A 14,819-nucleotide genomic window follows, 5' to 3' on the forward strand; every position below is an offset into this window, starting at 1 on the left:
GCGACGCTCTCCGCGGGTCCGGTGCACCGCTGGCGGCTGCACCGCGGCGGCATCGTGAACATCTGGCAGTACGCCGAGCACACCTTCGACCTCTCCGGCGGGCGGGCGATCTTCCAGGGCACCAACGGTTCCGGGAAGTCCCGGACGCTGGAGCTGCTGCTGCCGCTGTGCCTGGACGGGGACCTGCGGCAGCTGGGTTCGAAGGGCTTCGACACGGTCAGCATCCGGCGCCTCATGCTGGACGAGTACCCGGGCGGGCCGAACCGGATCGGCTACGCGTGGGTGGAGCTGCGCCGCGAATCCCCCGACGGCGGCGAGGAATTCTTGACCTGCGGAGTCGGGGTGAAGGCCTCGAAGACCTCGCAGGCGGTCAGCGACTCATGGCGGTTCGTCACCTCGCGGCGGGTGGGGATCAACCTGCACCTGGTGGGCCCGGAGCGGGTGCCGCTGGGTCCCGCGCAGCTGCGGGACCTGCTGGGCGCGGACTGCGTGCTCGACGACCAAGGCTTCCGCGCGAAGGTCGCCGCGCAGGTCTACGGGGTGCCCGCGGCGCGCTACGGCGACCTGCTGCACCTGCAGCGCACGCTGCGGAACCCGGACGTGGGGCTGAAGGTGCTGGAAGGGCAGCTGGAGCAGATCCTCTCCGACGCGCTGCCGCCGCTGGAACCGGCGCTGATCGAGCGGCTGGCGAGCTCGTTCGACGACCTGGAGTCGATCCGGGAGAACATCGTCCGGCTCACCGGCGCCGACAAGGCGCTCGGCGCGTTCCTGTCCACCTACTCGGGTTATGCGCTGGGGGCGCTGCGGGAGCGGGCCGAGTCGATGCGCTCGGCGCAGGACCGGCTGGCGGTGCTGCGCAAGGAGCTCGCGAAGCTGGACCGCCAGGTCACCGCGCACCGCGAGGAGCGGGACACCGCGCAGCGCACCGTCGCCGAGCTGGAGCAGCGCGAGGGCACGCTGGAGTCGAGCATCGAGGCGCTGCGCTCGCACCCGGCGTACGCGGAGCTGCAGAACCTGCGGGACCGCGAACGCGTCGTGGAGGGCGCGCGGTCGGCGGCGGTCGCGGCGCTGGAGACCGCGGCCCGGCACCGCGCGCAGGAGGAGCGGTCGGCGGAGTCGGTGCTGGGCACGCTGCGCAGGCTGGTGGGCGACGCGGAATCCGCGGAGCAGGCGGCGCAGCGCGCCAACCGGCAGCTGGCCGCGGCCGGTCTGGACGGGAACCTGGTGCCGCGCCCGCCGGAGGTGCCGAAGGCGGAGCCGATCAGCGTGCCGGAACGGGTGCGGGCCGCGCCGGAACCGGACGCGGAGCTGCTGGAGGTGGACCGGCGCAGCGCACCCGAGGTGGACACCGACGACCTGGCGCGCCGGTTCCGCACCGTCGCCGACCGGTCCGCGCAGGCGAGCGCGGAGGCGCAGCGCCGCGGCGCGTGGACGTTGACCTTGCACCAGCAGGCCGTGGAGCTGGACCGGCAGCGCGAGCAGGTCGGCAAGCTGCAGCAGCAGGCTCGGCAGGCGCAGCTGATCGCCACCGAGTCCGTCGGCAGGCGCAACCAGGCGCAGCAGCGGCTGCAGGAGGCGGCGGCGGACTGGCGGAACCGGGCGCAGCGCTGGGGATCCGAGCATCCGGAGTCCATCGTGGACGATCCGGTGCCGGAGCCGCCCGCGCAGGAACGGCTGCTGGCGGACCGGTCCGCGGCGCGCGCCGCGCAGGAACGCGCGCGGCAGTGGGCGCGGCCGCGGCTGCAGGAGGCGCGGCAGCGGATCTCCGCGGTGGAGCGGGAACTCGGCGAGGTGCGCGCCCAGGTCCGCACCGGGGAGCAGGAGCTCGCCGAACTGCGCTCCGGGGTCGAGCGCACCCCGGCCCGCCCGGACTGGGCGGCCGCGGAGCGCGCCGAGCAGGACGGGCGCGCGTTCTACCGGCTGGTGGACTTCCAGCCGTCCCTCGACGACGCCCAGCGGGCCGGGCTGGAGGCCGCGCTGCAGGCGTCCGGCCTGCTCAACGCGTGGGTGTCCGCGCGGGGCACCGTCGCCGGTTTCGAGGACGTGCTGGCGGTGCCGGGTGAGCCGGGTTCGGCCGGGACGCTGGCGGAGCTGCTGGTGCCCGCGCCGGAGCCGGGTTGCCCGGTGCCCGCGGAGCAGGTCGCCGCCCTGCTCGCCTCGGTGTCCACAGTGGACTCACAGGGTTTGTCGGTGGACGGCCAGGGCCTGTCGGTGGACACCGCGGGCCGCTGGCGCGCCGGTGTGCTCGCCGGGACGTGGCACAAGGACTCCGCCGAGTACGTGGGCGCGGGCGCCCGCGAGGAGTCCCGCGCCCGGCGCATCGCCGAACTGGAGGAGCAGCTGGCCGCGCTGCGCGAGCAGATCGGTGACGTGGAGAAGCGGCACCGCGAGGCCACCGAGCACGGCGACGCGCTCGAACGCCACCTCGAATCCTTCCCCGACGACGCCGACCTGGTGACCGCGCACGCCCAGGTCGCCACCGCCACCGACGCCGCCGAGGACGCCGACCGGCACGCCAAGCAGGCCCGCGGCGAACTCGACGAGACCGACCAGCGCTGGCAGGCGACCCGCGCCGAACTGGTGCGCGCCGCGGGCGAAGCGGACCTGCCGCCGGAGACGCAGGCGCTGGAGCAGGCCAACCGGGCCGCGACCGAGGCCCGCACCGCCATCGACGCGCTGCACGAGGTGCTCGAATCGCGCTGCCTGGCGACGCTGGCGGACCTGCGCGACATCGCGCTGCACCACGACGCCGCGGTCGCCGACCGGATGGAAGCCGAATCGCAGGCCGAGCAGCGCTGCGCCGAGCACACCGAGCAGGCCGCCGGGCTCACCGAGCTCAACGACGCCGTCGGCGGGCAGGCGCAGGAGATCTCCGGGAAGGTCGGCGAGCTGGAGCGGGAACGCGCCCGGCTGCGCGAGGACCTGCCCGCCGCGCGGGAGCGGATCAGCACCGCCCGCGAGCAGGTGGTGCGGCTGGAGACCCAGCAGGAGACCAAGCACGCCCAGCTCGCCGGCCGCGAAGCCGACGCCGAGGCCGCGTCCACCGCGTTCACCGCCGCGCTGCGGGTGCCGGGCGCGTGGGCTGCGGCCGAGGTGGTGCCCGCCGAGGACGACGCGGACCGGAACGCGGAACCGCCCGCCGACCCGGCGGAGGCCGCCGAGCTGCTCGCCGCGGCGGGCGACCGCAAGACCGCGGGCGAAACGGCCGTGCTCAACCGGTTCCAGGCGTTGCAGCAGTCGCTCAGCGGCGGCTACGACATCACCGCGGGCGACCAGCAGGGCCTGCTCACCGTCACCGTCACCGGCGAGGAGGGGCCGCAGCCGGTCGCGGACGCCGCCCGCCGCGTCGCCGAACGCCTCGCCGAGCAGCGCGGGTTCCTCAACGAGCGCTACCGGTCGATCTTCGCCGACTACCTGATCCGCGACCTCGCCGAACGCCTGCGCGGCCAGGTGACGGTGGCCGAGGACCTGTGCAAGCGGATGAACGAGGTCCTCGACGGCGCCCGCTCCAGCCAGGGCGTGCACGTCCAGCTGGAGTGGGAACCGGCGCCGTCGCTGGGCGACGACATCAAGCAGGCCGTCGACCTGGTGCGCACCCCGTTCGCCGACCGCAGCGACGACCAGGACTCGTTGCTGCGCAAGGTGTTCACCGACCTCATCGAGGCCGAGCGGGACAGCGCCTCCGGCGGCTACGCGGAGATCCTGTCCCGGGCGCTGGACTACCGCTCCTGGTTCGCGTTCACCGTGCGCGTCCGCGACACCGGCCCCGAGGGCAAGCCGCGGGTGCGCCGGTTGCGGCAGCTGTCCTCCGGCGAGACGCGGCTGATCTCCTACGTGACGCTGTTCGCCGCGGCCGCCGCGTTCTACGACGCGGTGAGCGTGTCCTCCGGCGGGCGCGGGCCGCTGCGGCTGGTGCTGCTGGACGAGGCGTTCGAGCGGCTGGACGATCCGACGATCGCGCGGATGCTGGGGCTGCTGGTGGACCTGGACATGGACTGGCTGATCACCTGGCCCAGCGGGTGGGGCGTGTCGCCGAAGATCCCGAAGATGCACATCTACGACGTGCTGCGGCCGCGCAGCGGGCACGGCATCGCCTGCACCCACACGACGTGGGACGGTCGGGACATGGAGCGCACTGATGGCTGAGGTGTCCGCGCGGGTCCGCGAGCAGGTCCGCGCCGCGTGGGGCGGTGCGGTGCTGCGCGAGTTCTGGGCGCAGGCCCGGGAAGCGCTGGAATCGGCGAAGCGGCCGGACCGGTTCTCCGTCGCGCTGCCCGACGAGACGACCCGCGCCGCGGTCAGCGAGATCTACGGCCGGGAGCTGTACCTCGGGCACTCCCGGATCATGGTGGCGAAGCTGGACCAGGTGCTGCGCGCCGACGGCCGGTTCGGGCTCGGGCTGGCGCAGGTGCTGGAGGTGCTGCACGGCGAGCCCGTCGCCACCGCCGGTTCCGGTGCGCCGGAACCGGGATCCGCCGCGATCGCGCAGGCGCACGCGGCCCTCGCCGCGCACGGCCTGGACCGCTCGCCGTGGGCGGAGGCGTGGGCGCGCTGGCTGCACCAGTACGGCCGCGTCGCCGAGGCCGAGCTGCCGCGGCTCACCGACCGGGCCGGGTCGGTGCTGGCCGCGCTCGCCCTGGACCCGGGCGCGGCCCCGGCGGTGTGGGTGTCCCGCGCCGACCTCGCCACGCCGGACGAGCCGACCGAGCTCGACGACGGCGGCGCGCTGAGCCGCATCGTGCTGCGCGCCGCCGCGCTCGCCCACCACGTGGACCCGCCCGCCGGCGAACGGGAGCGCCGGTCGTTGTGGGAGCGCTGCGGGGTGACCGTGGACGACGTGGCGGGCACGGTGCTGAGCTGGGCGCTGCCGCTGCGCGGCGCGGACGCCTGGTCCCGGTCGATCACCGGCCGCACCGAGCTGGGCCTGCCCACGCACCTCACCCACCGCGACCTGGCGGCCGCCCCGGAACGGCTCGTCGAACCCGGCGCGGTGGTGGCGGTGTGCGAGCGGCCGCGGCTCGTGGAGGCGTCGGTGCGGGCGGGGATCCGGCATCCGCTGGTGTGCGTGTCGGGCACCCCGTCGACGGTGGCGCTGGCGCTGCTGGACCGGCTGCGGGCGGACGGCGCGCTGCTGCGCCACCACGGGGACTTCGACTGGCCGGGCATCGCGGTCGCCCGCTCGCTGTGGTCGGAGCGCCAGGTGGGGTTGTGGCGCATGTCGGCGGCCGACTACCGGGCCGCGGTGGACCGGGCCGCGCGGGAGCGGCTGGACCTGCCGAACCTCGTCGGCACCCCGGTCGAGACGCCGTGGGACCCGGAGCTGGCGGAGCTCATGTCCACCGCGTCCCGCGCGGTGGAGGAGGAGACGTTCCTGTCCACCCTCCTGGACGACCTCCGCACCGGGACGCTCCCCTGATCGGCCTGTCCCGTCCCACCGCGGGGCGGGCGAGCCGCTGAGGTTCCGCCACCCGGTGCGGCGCGGCGGAAGTGGGGGCGGGGCAATGCCCGCGCCCGAGCCACGGGAGCGGACGCCGGCGATCAGGTGGGTTCGATCAGCGTGCGGTGGTGGGTGACGACCTTCCGGAACGCGCGGACGTAGCCCTCCGCCAAGGCCGGGTCGTCGTGCGGGACGGTGACGGTGAGGGTGTTGCGGTGCCTGCGCTCGGCCCGGGGGTACTGCCCGGCGCGGTAGCGCGGCCACCCCTCCGGCAGGTTCGGGAACATCCGGTTCGGCGCGTCGAACAGCGGGTGCTCGTTCAGCGGTCGCGGCGCCCGCGGGTGGTCCACCTCCAGGCAGCCCTCGGCGCGCAGCGCGGCGACGAGCGCGTCCACCGGCAGCCCGCCCAGCTCCTCCGGCCGGTGCACCAGCGCCAGCGCGTACCAGGCGGGCGCCACCCGCGCCGGCACCTCCGGCACACCGATGCCGGGCAACCCGCGCAGCTCCGCGATCATGTGCGCGGCCAGCTGCCGCCGCCCGCCGAGCCTGCGGTCCAGCTCGTCGAGCTGGCCCAGCGCGAGCGCCGCCGCCAGCGGGTGGATCCGCTGCGCCAGCCCGGTCCCGGTGACGACGTAGCGGCGCAGCGGGTGGTCGATGGGGATCTCGCCGCGGCACCTGGCGCCGTCCTGGCCGTGCAGCAGCACCCGGTGGTGCAGGTCGTCGTCGTCGGTGAGCACGAACCCGCCCTCCCCCGCCGACAGCGGCTTCGACCCGCCCATGCTGAACGCCGCCACGTCCCCGAAGGTGCCGACGCGCCGCCCGCCGACCGCGGCACCGTGCGCGTGCGAGCCGTCCTCCACCAGCCGCAGCCCGCGCCGCTCGGCGATCTCCGCGAGCGCCTCGATCCGGGCGGGCACGCCCCACAGGTGGGTGGCCACGATCGCCTTGGTGAACGGCGTGATCGCCGCTTCCACCTGCAGCGGATCGATGTTGCCCAGCTCGTCGCAGTCGACCAGCACCGGTTTGACCCGCAGGTGGAACAGCGGCGTCGCGGTGGGGTGCGCGGTGTAGGCGGGCACGATCACCTCGTCGCCCTCGGCCAGCCCCAGCGCCGAGTACGCGGCGTGCAGCGCTGCCGTCCCGGACGAGGTGGCGATCGCGTGCCGCACGCCGAAGAACTCGGCCAGCTTCCCCTCCAGCTCGGCGACGATCCCGGTGCGGCCGGGCAGCGACACCGCGCTGTAGAGCTGCGCGGTGACCGCGACCGCGGTGTTGATGTCCACCGGCGGCCAGGAGATCTGCGGTCCTGCGGTCCGCACCACGGGTGGACCGCCGTGGATCGCCAAGGGGCTGCTCACATGATCAGATCCTTCGGGTCCGCGCCGCGGGAACGGAGCCGGAAGGCGCGAAATCGTTGTGCGTGTGAAGACTTCTGGGGACATTTTTCGCTCAGCTACCCGCCATCTGTGTGAAACGTGCCGTCGCCGTCGGAGAACCTCGACTCAAGGGGATCGCACGCCCCGGGAGTGTGCGTAGGCTGAGCGCCTGCTCACGGTGAGCTCACGCACACGCACGCCGGACGCGATGGGGATGGTGACCATGACCGGCCAGGCGAAAGCGGACCTGGACGCCGCAGCCGAACAAGACGCCTTCGTCGCCGAATTCCGGCGGTGGCGCGACGTTCGCGGCCTGTCCAGATCAGCGCTGGCCCGGGAGATGGGCTACAGCCGGTCGTACGTGTCGAAGGTCGAGAGCGGCGGGGAGCACGCATCCCGCGAGTTCGCGCAGGCCGCCGACGGCGCGTTGAACGCAGGCGGCTCGCTGCGACGCGCCTGGCGGGAGCAGAACGCGGTTCCCGCTCCGCGCAAGCCCAGCCCGCCCCAGCACGCCGCCCCGGCCATCGAACCCGCGGGCGGGCTGGTGGTCGAGCACGATCACGCGGAACTGTTCTACGTCAACGGTTCCTACCGCGCCACCATGCGGCGACATCTGGTCAACAACGGCACCGAGCCGATCACGCGCTACCTGATCCGGGTCTCGGTGGACCGGTTCCCCGGCGACCCGGAACGCTCCAACCGGCTGTACCGGGACAATCCGCTGACGTGGGAGGAGATCGACCTCCAGGCCTGGCACGGGGAGAAGCGCCAGGAACCGATGCGCTGGAGCGTGCAGCACGACCGGGACGCGTTCAAGGAGGTGTGGCTGCTCTTCGCGAACGACTCGGGCCGATTTCCCTTGTATCCCGGGGAAAGCGCGTGGATCGAGTACACCTACACCGTCAGCGACGACAAGTGGGGCCACTGGTTCCGGCGGGCCGTGCGGCTGCCCACGACGCGGTTATCGGTGACGTTGAACTTCCCCACCGAGCTGGACCCCGCGGTGTGGGGCCTGCACACCTCGATGACCGCGGAATCCATGCCGTTCCACACCGCGATCGAAACCCGCCACGAGCAGGGCCGCACGATCTACGCGTGGTCCACCGAAGATCCGCCGCTGCACGCGCGGTACCGGCTGGAGTGGCACTTCCGCAACGACTCCCCCACCGCGCCGTCCGGGCCGCCGAAACCCAGCGAGACCATGACCGCGCTCGGCATCGTGCAGGAGGGCGATCCGATGCTGCGCCGCTCGGCACGGCCGTTCACGCTGCCTGCCGAGGCCGAGGACGCCCGCCGCGTGATCAACGAGCTGCACTCGGCGACGCAGCGCATCTCGAAGGCGCACACCTTCGGCAAGGGCATGGGCATCGCGGCGCCGCAGATCGGCATCGAGCGGGCCGCGGCCATCGTCCGCCCGCCCGGCAGCGACGACCTGATCACGTTGCTGAACCCGCGCGTCATCGAATCCGGCGAGCAGGGCGACGAGCAGTACGAGGGGTGCTTGAGCTTCTTCGACGTGCGCTGCCTCGTGCCGCGCCCGGCGGTGGTGCACGTGGAGCACCAGGACATCACCGGGGAACGCCGGATCACGATCTTCGAGCGGGGCGTGGCGCGGCTGGTGGCGCACGAGGTGGACCATCTCTACGGGGTGCTGTGCAGCGACCACCTGCCGCCGGACGTGGCGCCGATCCCGGTGGAGCAGTACCGCGGCACCGGCTCGAACTGGCATTACCCGGAAGGCTGATCCGCCTTCTGCTGCTTGCTGAGCGGGTGGCGGAACCTCAGCGGCCTCCTCGCTGCGGGATCTTTTTCACCGGTGGCTCCGCCACAGGAGAAGAAGCCGTCCTCGCGCGGAGGCCGCTGAGAACCCGCGGGTGGTCCCGTTGCTCGGGTGGTCGCTGCTCAGCGGCTTCGCCGCCGACAGGAAAGAGATGGGGGTGGTGATCGGCTTTGCGGTGCTTACGTAACGTTGCGTAATCGATTCTTGGCGGCGGGAAGGGCTCTCGAACGGGGGAGGACGCGCGGGTTTTCAAGATCGACGCACGTTCGCGCACGTTCTTTCGGGTAGTGTGCGGCCGCGGCGCTTGGACGGTCCCACCTGGCGCGGGACCATCGGAGCAAGGCTCGCGGCACCGGTCCACCCACCCTCCTGGACCGGACAAGCCCACCCGGAGCCGACGGAGGCGGCCATGTTCACCTTTCCCGTGGAACCAGCGGACCTGTTCACCGAGCGTGCTCGGAACTTCCGGAGCTGGGGCGTGCCGACGGCGGTGATCGCCCGCGTCCGGCACCGCGTCGACGACGTGTGGGGGCGCGGCCGCACCGGCTGGGTCCCGGTCTGGGCGGAGGAGGCCCGGCGCGCCGAGATCGAGCAGGACTGGGCGCGCGCCGCCGCCTGCTGGGGCGCCGCCCGGTTCCCCTGCCTCGCCACCGCGGACCGGCGGGAGGCCTACGCCCGCCAGCTCGACTGCTTCCGGCACGCCACCGCGAACCTGCCCGTCGCGTTCCGGCGCTACCAGCTCGACGTCCCCTACCGGCAGCGGTCCACCCGCGTCACCGCGCACGTCTACCGGCGGCGCCGCGGCGTGAGCGACCAGCTGCTGCTGCTCTGCGGCGGCGTCGACACCTGGAAGGTCGAACTGCACCGGATGGCGCTGCGCATCTCGCTGGTCAGCGGGCTCACCGTCGCCGCCGTCGACATGCCCGGCACCGGCGAATCCCGGGTGCCGCTGGCCGCCGACGCCGACCTGCTGCTCGCGGGCACCACCCGGCAGCTCGCCGACCGCACCCGGTGCGCGAAGACCGCGGTGCTCGGCCTGAGCTTCGGCGGGCACTGGGCGGCGAAGCTCGCGCTCACCGGCAGGGTCGACGCCGCCATCGACCTCGGCGGGCCGATCGGGGCGTGCGGCTCCGCCGTCGACGTGCTCGGGCTGCCGCACGGCATGGCCGGGTCCGTCGGCAACGCGCTGCACCTGGCCGAGCCGCCCGGGCGGGCCGAAGCCGACCGGTTCTCCCTGGAGTTCTCGCTGCGCAGGCAGGGCCTGCTCAGCACCCGGTCCGCGGCCCCGCTGCTGGCGATCAACGGCACCGGCGACCCGTACGTGCCGCTGCGGGACACCATCGCGCTCGCCGACCGGCCGGAGGCGGAGGTGTGGCTGGTGCCCGGCACCGGGCACTGCGCGCGGGAACGGCTGCCGCGAGTGCTGCCGCCCGCCATCGCCTGGTTGCTGGCGGAGCTCTCGCCGCGCTCGGTGCGCAGGCAGCTCGCCGCGCGGGCGCTGCGCACCTCGCTCGGCGACGCCGTCACCGGCCCCGCGCACGTCACCGGCACCGACGGGCACGTCGAGACGATCAGCGCCCGCACCCGCCGCCCGCACCGCGCGAGCGGCCCCGGCGCCGCCTGAGCCACCGGCCGCCTCGCGGGTGGACGGCTACGTCGCCCGGTGCCCCTCCGGGTGGGTGCGCCGCCGTCGATCGGTGCGCTCGCACCGGTGTCGGGCCAGGATGGGGCCGGGGCGCGCGCTCCCGGCCCCGAGCGCTCCCGTGACCCGCGTTCGAACCGACCCAGCGCGAACGCGGCCCCGCACGGCCGCGGCGGGCTCACGTCGCGGCGGGCTCACGTCGCGGCGAGCTCCGGATCCGGATCGCGGGTGAGCGCCTCGGCGATCTCCTCCGCCGCGGGCGGAGCATCCCGGTACCAGGCGCCGACCGCCACGAACAGCAGCAACGACACGAGCACCGGCGAGACCACCGTGATCGCCTCGGACAGTCCCAGCGCGTACTTCGCGAGCGCGAAGGTGAGCAGTCCGCCCGCCCAGGAGATCAGCGCGGCGGTGGGCCCGACGTGCCGGAACGGCCGCAGCATCCCCAGCATCATCGGGATCGAGATCGGCCCGATCAGCGCGCCCACCCAGGCGACGATGATGCCCAGCACGCCGCCGAGGTTCTCCGCGTTCAGCGCGAGCACCACGCTGAGGAACACGAACACCACCGTGAGCACCCGGCCCGCCCGCAGGAACTGCTCGTCGGTGAACTCCCCGGCACGGCGCCACACCCGCGGCAGCACGTCGCGGGTCATCACCGCCGAGATCGCGGTGGCGTCGGACGCGGCCATCGCCATCGTGTGCGAGAAGACGCCGACCAGCACCAGCCCCAGCAGCCCCGCGGGCAGGAACTGCAAGGCCATCTGGGCGTAGACGTCCTCGGAGTTCTCCACCCGCACCAGCAGCGGTGCCGCGAACATCGGCAGCATCAGCACGATGGGCCACACCAGGTAGAGCGCGCTGGACAGCAGCGCCGTGCGCCGCGCCGCCGCCGAGGTGGGGGTGGCGATGTAGCGCTGCGCCAGGTTCCACATGCCGCCGTTGTACTCGAACGTCTTCACCAGCACGTACACCAGCAGGAAGTACGCCGGATAGCTGCTCGTGGTCGGCGCGGTGTGGCCCGCCGGTAACGCGGACCAGAAGTTCGCGTAGCTGAATCCCCGGTCCGCCAAGGCGATGCCGACCGCACCGATCATCGCGAACGCCGCGACCCCCTGGATCACGAACTGCCCCAGCTCGGTGAGCGCGTCGGCCCACAACCCGCCCGCGGTGCAGTACACCAGCGTCACCGCCGCGGTGATCACGATGCCCCAGCCGAGCGGGATGCCGACGAACTCGTTGAGCAGCAACGCGATCGCCGACCACTTGGCCGCCACGTCGAACACCTTCAGCAGCGAACCGCTCCACGCCAGCACCTGCTGGGTCGGCACGTCGAACCGCCGGGCGAGGTACTCCAGCGGGGAGGCGATGCGGTAGTGCGTGCGCAGCCGGTTCCACTTGGGGGCGAACAGGAAGGCCCCGATTCCGGTGGCGACGGCCAGCGGGAACATGAACACGACGTAGGACACGATGCCCTGGTCGTAGGCGACCCCGGCGTAGGCGACGAACACGACGGCGCTGTAGCCGGACATGTGGTGCGAGATCCCGGCCAGCCACCACGGCATCCGGCCGCCCGCCGTGAAGAAGTCCGCGGTGTCGGCGACCTGGCGATGCGCCCAGACACCGATCGCCAGCATGATCAGCAGGTACCCTGCGATGATCACCCAGTCCAACGGGTGCATGTGGTGTCCCTTCCCTGGCCGGAGGAATCCGGCTCTCACGTCGTTGTGGGGGTTCGCCGCCGGCGCGGCTCTCGGGCGGTGCGGAGTGCGTTCAAGCTAGGGAGGCGGGACATCCGCGGCAATCGGTTGCCACTACTTGCCACGGGGTCGCGGGCGGCGGTCCGCCGGCGCGCACGCCGCTAGGGCTCGTCGCCGGCGGTGCCCGGGACCTCGGCGTCGATCGCCGCGATCAGCTCGTCGTCCGAGGCCAGGTCCGCGTCGAGGGCCGCGAGCACCGCGCGGGCGCCGGAACGCGCCGCCGGTACGAGGTCCGCGGACCTCGGATCGTGGACGTCACCGCCGCGGAAGTGGGCGATCCACGCGGCGAGCACCACCACCGCGGCCTCCGGCAGCCGACCGGCGCCGCGTTCGCGGTGCAGCACCGGCAGCACGCGCGCCGGGATCTTCTGCGAACCGTCCACCGCGATCTGCCGCAACCGGTGCTCGACGCCCGGTGCCGCGAAGCGCCGCCGCAGCGCGGCCCGGTACTCGTCGAGTTCCGCCGCGGGCAGCGGCAGGTGCCGCGCGGCGGTGTCCCACCACGACTCGACCAGCCCCGCGAGCACCGGATCGTCCATCGCCTCCCGCACCGTGCCCCGGCCGCGGCCCGGCCCGGCGTAGGCGAGCAGGCTGTGCGCGCCGTTGAGCAGCCACAACTTCCGCCGCTGGTAGTCGTCGACGGAGTCGACCAGCCGCGCGCCCGCCCGCTCCCAGCGCGGCCGCCCGCCGGGGAAGTCGCCCGCCAGGAGCCATTCCGCGTACGGCTCGGTCACCACCGGCACCGCGTCGCGGATCCCGCTCAGCTCGTGCACGACCCGCACGTCGGCGGGTGTGGTGGCGGGCGTGATCCGGTCCACCACGGTGCTCACGACCAACACCCCGGCTTCCAGCCACGCCGCGAACGCCGCGTCGCCATCCGCCGCCGCCTCGCGCAACACCGAACGCAGCACCGCGCCGTTGTCCGGCACGTTGTCGCAGGGCACCAGGGTGATCGGTGCGGCGGACGCCCGGAACCGCGCCCGCAATCCCGCCACCAGCCGGGAGATCGCGGAGTCCCGCCCCGGCGGCGGCACCCGGTAGGCCGCCTCCGTCGCGGTGAGCGTCACCACCGCCACCTCGGGCGCGGCGAGGTCGGCGAGCCACTGGTCCGCCTCCGCACCCGCGTGCGCGCGGCTGAGCGAGCCGACGGTGCGCACCGGATCGTCCGCACCGCGCACCAGCAGCGAGTACATCCCGCCCTGCGCCGTGAGCGCCGCGGGCAGCTCGGTGCTGCGGAACGTGTACGCCGCGATGCCCCACTCCGGATCGGCGGCGGTGTACCAGGCCTGGTGCGCGCGGTGGAACCCGCCGAGCCCCAGGTGCACGGCGCGGACGGGGGCGGGCTCGGCCTCCCGGTCCAGCAGCATGATCACAACCGGAAGGCGGTCCGGGGCTGGCGGTCGTTGAGGTCGCGCAGGACCTGCGCGGCGTCGTCCTCGCCGAGCACGTGCTCCGCGACGAGCGAGGCGAGGTGCCCGGCGTCCACCCGGCGCGCGGTGTCGTGCCGGGCGGGGATGGAGCAGAAACCCCGTGTGTCGTCGATGAATCCGGCGGTGCGGTGGAAACCGGCCGTCTCGGTGACGGCGTCCCGGAACCGCCGCATCGCGCGCGGCGCGTCCAGGAACCACCACGGCGCGCCCAGGTACACCGACGGGTAGAACCCGGCGATCGGCGCGAGCTCGCGGGAGAACACCGTCTCGTCGAGCGTGCACAGCACGGTCCGGAACCGCGGATCGGTGCCGAACCGCCGCAGCATCGGGCGCAGCGACTCGGTGAACTCCGCACGGGTGGGGATGTCGTGGCCGGTGTCGGGGCCGTAGCGGGCGAAGGTCTCCGGGTGGTGGTTGCGCAGGCTCCCGGTGTGCAGCGCCAGCACCAGGCCGTCCTCGCTGGACATCCGGGCCATCTCGCCGAGCAGCTGGCGCGACAGCAGCGCCGCGTCGCCGCGGCCGGCGCGCACCTCGCCGAACAGCCGGGAAGCCTCGTGCTCCGGCAGGAACTCCATGCGCGGGTCCGGGGCGCCGTGGTCGGTCGCGGTGGCGCCGTGCGCGCGGAAGAACTCGCGCCGCGCCTCCAATGCCCGGACCAGGCCGCGGTAGTCGCCGGTGTCGATGCCGCTGACCTCGGCCAGCCGGTCCAGCGCCGCGGACCAGTCCGGGCGGGTCGCGTCGAGGTAGCGGTCCGGGCGGAACGTCGGCACCACCCGCCCCTGCCAGCTCGGGTCCTCGGCGAGCGCGCGGTGGTGGCGCAGATCGTCGGCGGGATCGTCGGTGGTGGCCAGCACCTCGATGCCGAACGAGCGGTACAGCGCGCGCGGCCGCAGCTCGGGGCGGGCCAGTCGTTCGGTGAGCTCGTCGAACAGCGCGTCGGCGGTCTCCGCCGCGGGCTGGACCGCCACGCCCAGCACGTCGTGCAGCTCCGCTTCCAGCCACTGCCGGGACGCGGTGCCGAGGAACAGGTGCCAGTGCGAGCAGAACGCCCGCCACACCTCGCGCGGTGGCGCCGGTTCCTCCGGACCACCGGGGAGCCCGCACTCGTGCAGCGGGACGCCGTGGGCGTGCAGCAGCCGCGTCACGTAGTGATCGGGCGTGACCAGCAGCTCCGCCGGATCGGCGAACGGCCGGTCCGCCGCGAGCAGCTCGGGATCGACGTGCCCGTGCGGGCTGATCAGCGGCAGGTCGCGGACGTGCTCGTAGAGGCGCCGGGCGATGGGCCGTTGCACCGGATCGCTCGGCAGCAGCCGATCGGGGTGCGGCGCGAGCGGCATCGCCGCCGACGAGGTGGAACCACTGGACATGCCCGCAGGATCGGCCGCGGGCCGCGC

General features: G+C 74.0%; 8 protein-coding genes. 4 read left to right on the plus strand and 4 right to left on the minus strand.

Going from position 1 to position 14,819, the window contains the following annotated elements:
• Positions 1–21: 21 nt before the first annotated feature.
• Together H1226_RS21025 and H1226_RS21030 are read left to right on the plus strand one after the other, a co-directional pair.
• Complete coding sequence (locus tag H1226_RS21025) at positions 22–4,146, plus strand: TIGR02680 family protein (RefSeq protein ID WP_455363832.1); 4,125 nt, start codon at positions 22–24, stop codon at positions 4,144–4,146.
• The gene (locus H1226_RS21030) at positions 4,139–5,416 is read left to right on the plus strand and encodes a DUF2399 domain-containing protein (RefSeq protein ID WP_258342184.1); all 1,278 of its coding nucleotides are present in this window, start codon (positions 4,139–4,141) and stop codon (positions 5,414–5,416) included. Before H1226_RS21025 ends, H1226_RS21030 begins: the two co-directional genes overlap by 8 nt.
• 122 nt (positions 5,417–5,538) lie before the next feature.
• Here the strand turns inward: H1226_RS21030 and H1226_RS21035 are convergent, their stop codons facing one another.
• Complete coding sequence (locus H1226_RS21035) at positions 5,539–6,795, minus strand: aminotransferase class V-fold PLP-dependent enzyme (RefSeq protein ID WP_258342185.1); 1,257 nt, start codon at positions 6,793–6,795, stop codon at positions 5,539–5,541.
• A 196-nt stretch (positions 6,796–6,991) separates the two neighbouring features.
• Between H1226_RS21035 and H1226_RS21040 the strand changes: the two genes are divergently transcribed.
• Both H1226_RS21040 and H1226_RS21045 read left to right on the plus strand, forming a co-directional pair.
• Entirely contained in the window at positions 6,992–8,557 is a 1,566-nt protein-coding gene (locus tag H1226_RS21040; protein WP_258342186.1) for a peptide deformylase, read from the plus strand.
• Between the two features lie 445 nt (positions 8,558–9,002).
• The gene (locus tag H1226_RS21045) at positions 9,003–10,217 is read left to right on the plus strand and encodes an esterase FrsA (RefSeq protein WP_258342187.1); all 1,215 of its coding nucleotides are present in this window, start codon (positions 9,003–9,005) and stop codon (positions 10,215–10,217) included.
• A 212-nt stretch (positions 10,218–10,429) separates the two neighbouring features.
• Here the strand turns inward: H1226_RS21045 and H1226_RS21050 are convergent, their stop codons facing one another.
• From H1226_RS21050 to uxaC, 3 genes are all read right to left on the minus strand, one after another.
• Positions 10,430–11,917 (minus strand): sodium:solute symporter family protein, encoded by a 1,488-nt coding sequence (locus tag H1226_RS21050; protein WP_258342188.1) that lies wholly within the window; start codon positions 11,915–11,917, stop codon positions 10,430–10,432.
• Positions 11,918–12,096: 179 nt separating this feature from the next.
• Positions 12,097–13,362 (minus strand): mannitol dehydrogenase family protein, encoded by a 1,266-nt coding sequence (locus H1226_RS21055; protein WP_258342189.1) that lies wholly within the window; start codon positions 13,360–13,362, stop codon positions 12,097–12,099.
• Between the two features lie 2 nt (positions 13,363–13,364).
• On the minus strand, positions 13,365–14,792 hold the full coding sequence (uxaC, locus tag H1226_RS21060; RefSeq protein WP_258342190.1) for a glucuronate isomerase: 1,428 nt from the start codon (positions 14,790–14,792) through the stop codon (positions 13,365–13,367).
• Positions 14,793–14,819 lie beyond the last annotated feature (27 nt).

Origin of the sequence: Saccharopolyspora gregorii (genome assembly GCF_024734405.1) — a bacterium.
GTDB classification, from domain to species: domain Bacteria; phylum Actinomycetota; class Actinomycetes; order Mycobacteriales; family Pseudonocardiaceae; genus Saccharopolyspora_C; species Saccharopolyspora_C gregorii.

Excerpts from the sequence above, each read along its gene's own strand:
- H1226_RS21030 (WP_258342184.1), top strand. The coding sequence starts at position 4,139 with ATGGCTGAGGTGTCCGCGCGGGTCCGCGAGCAGGTCCGCGCCGCGTGG.
- H1226_RS21045 (WP_258342187.1), top strand. The coding sequence starts at position 9,003 with ATGTTCACCTTTCCCGTGGAACCAGCGGACCTGTTCACCGAGCGTGCT.
- H1226_RS21050 (WP_258342188.1), bottom strand. The coding sequence starts at position 11,917 with ATGCACCCGTTGGACTGGGTGATCATCGCAGGGTACCTGCTGATCATG.
- H1226_RS21055 (WP_258342189.1), bottom strand. The coding sequence starts at position 13,362 with ATGCTGCTGGACCGGGAGGCCGAGCCCGCCCCCGTCCGCGCCGTGCAC.
- uxaC (WP_258342190.1), bottom strand. The coding sequence starts at position 14,792 with ATGTCCAGTGGTTCCACCTCGTCGGCGGCGATGCCGCTCGCGCCGCAC.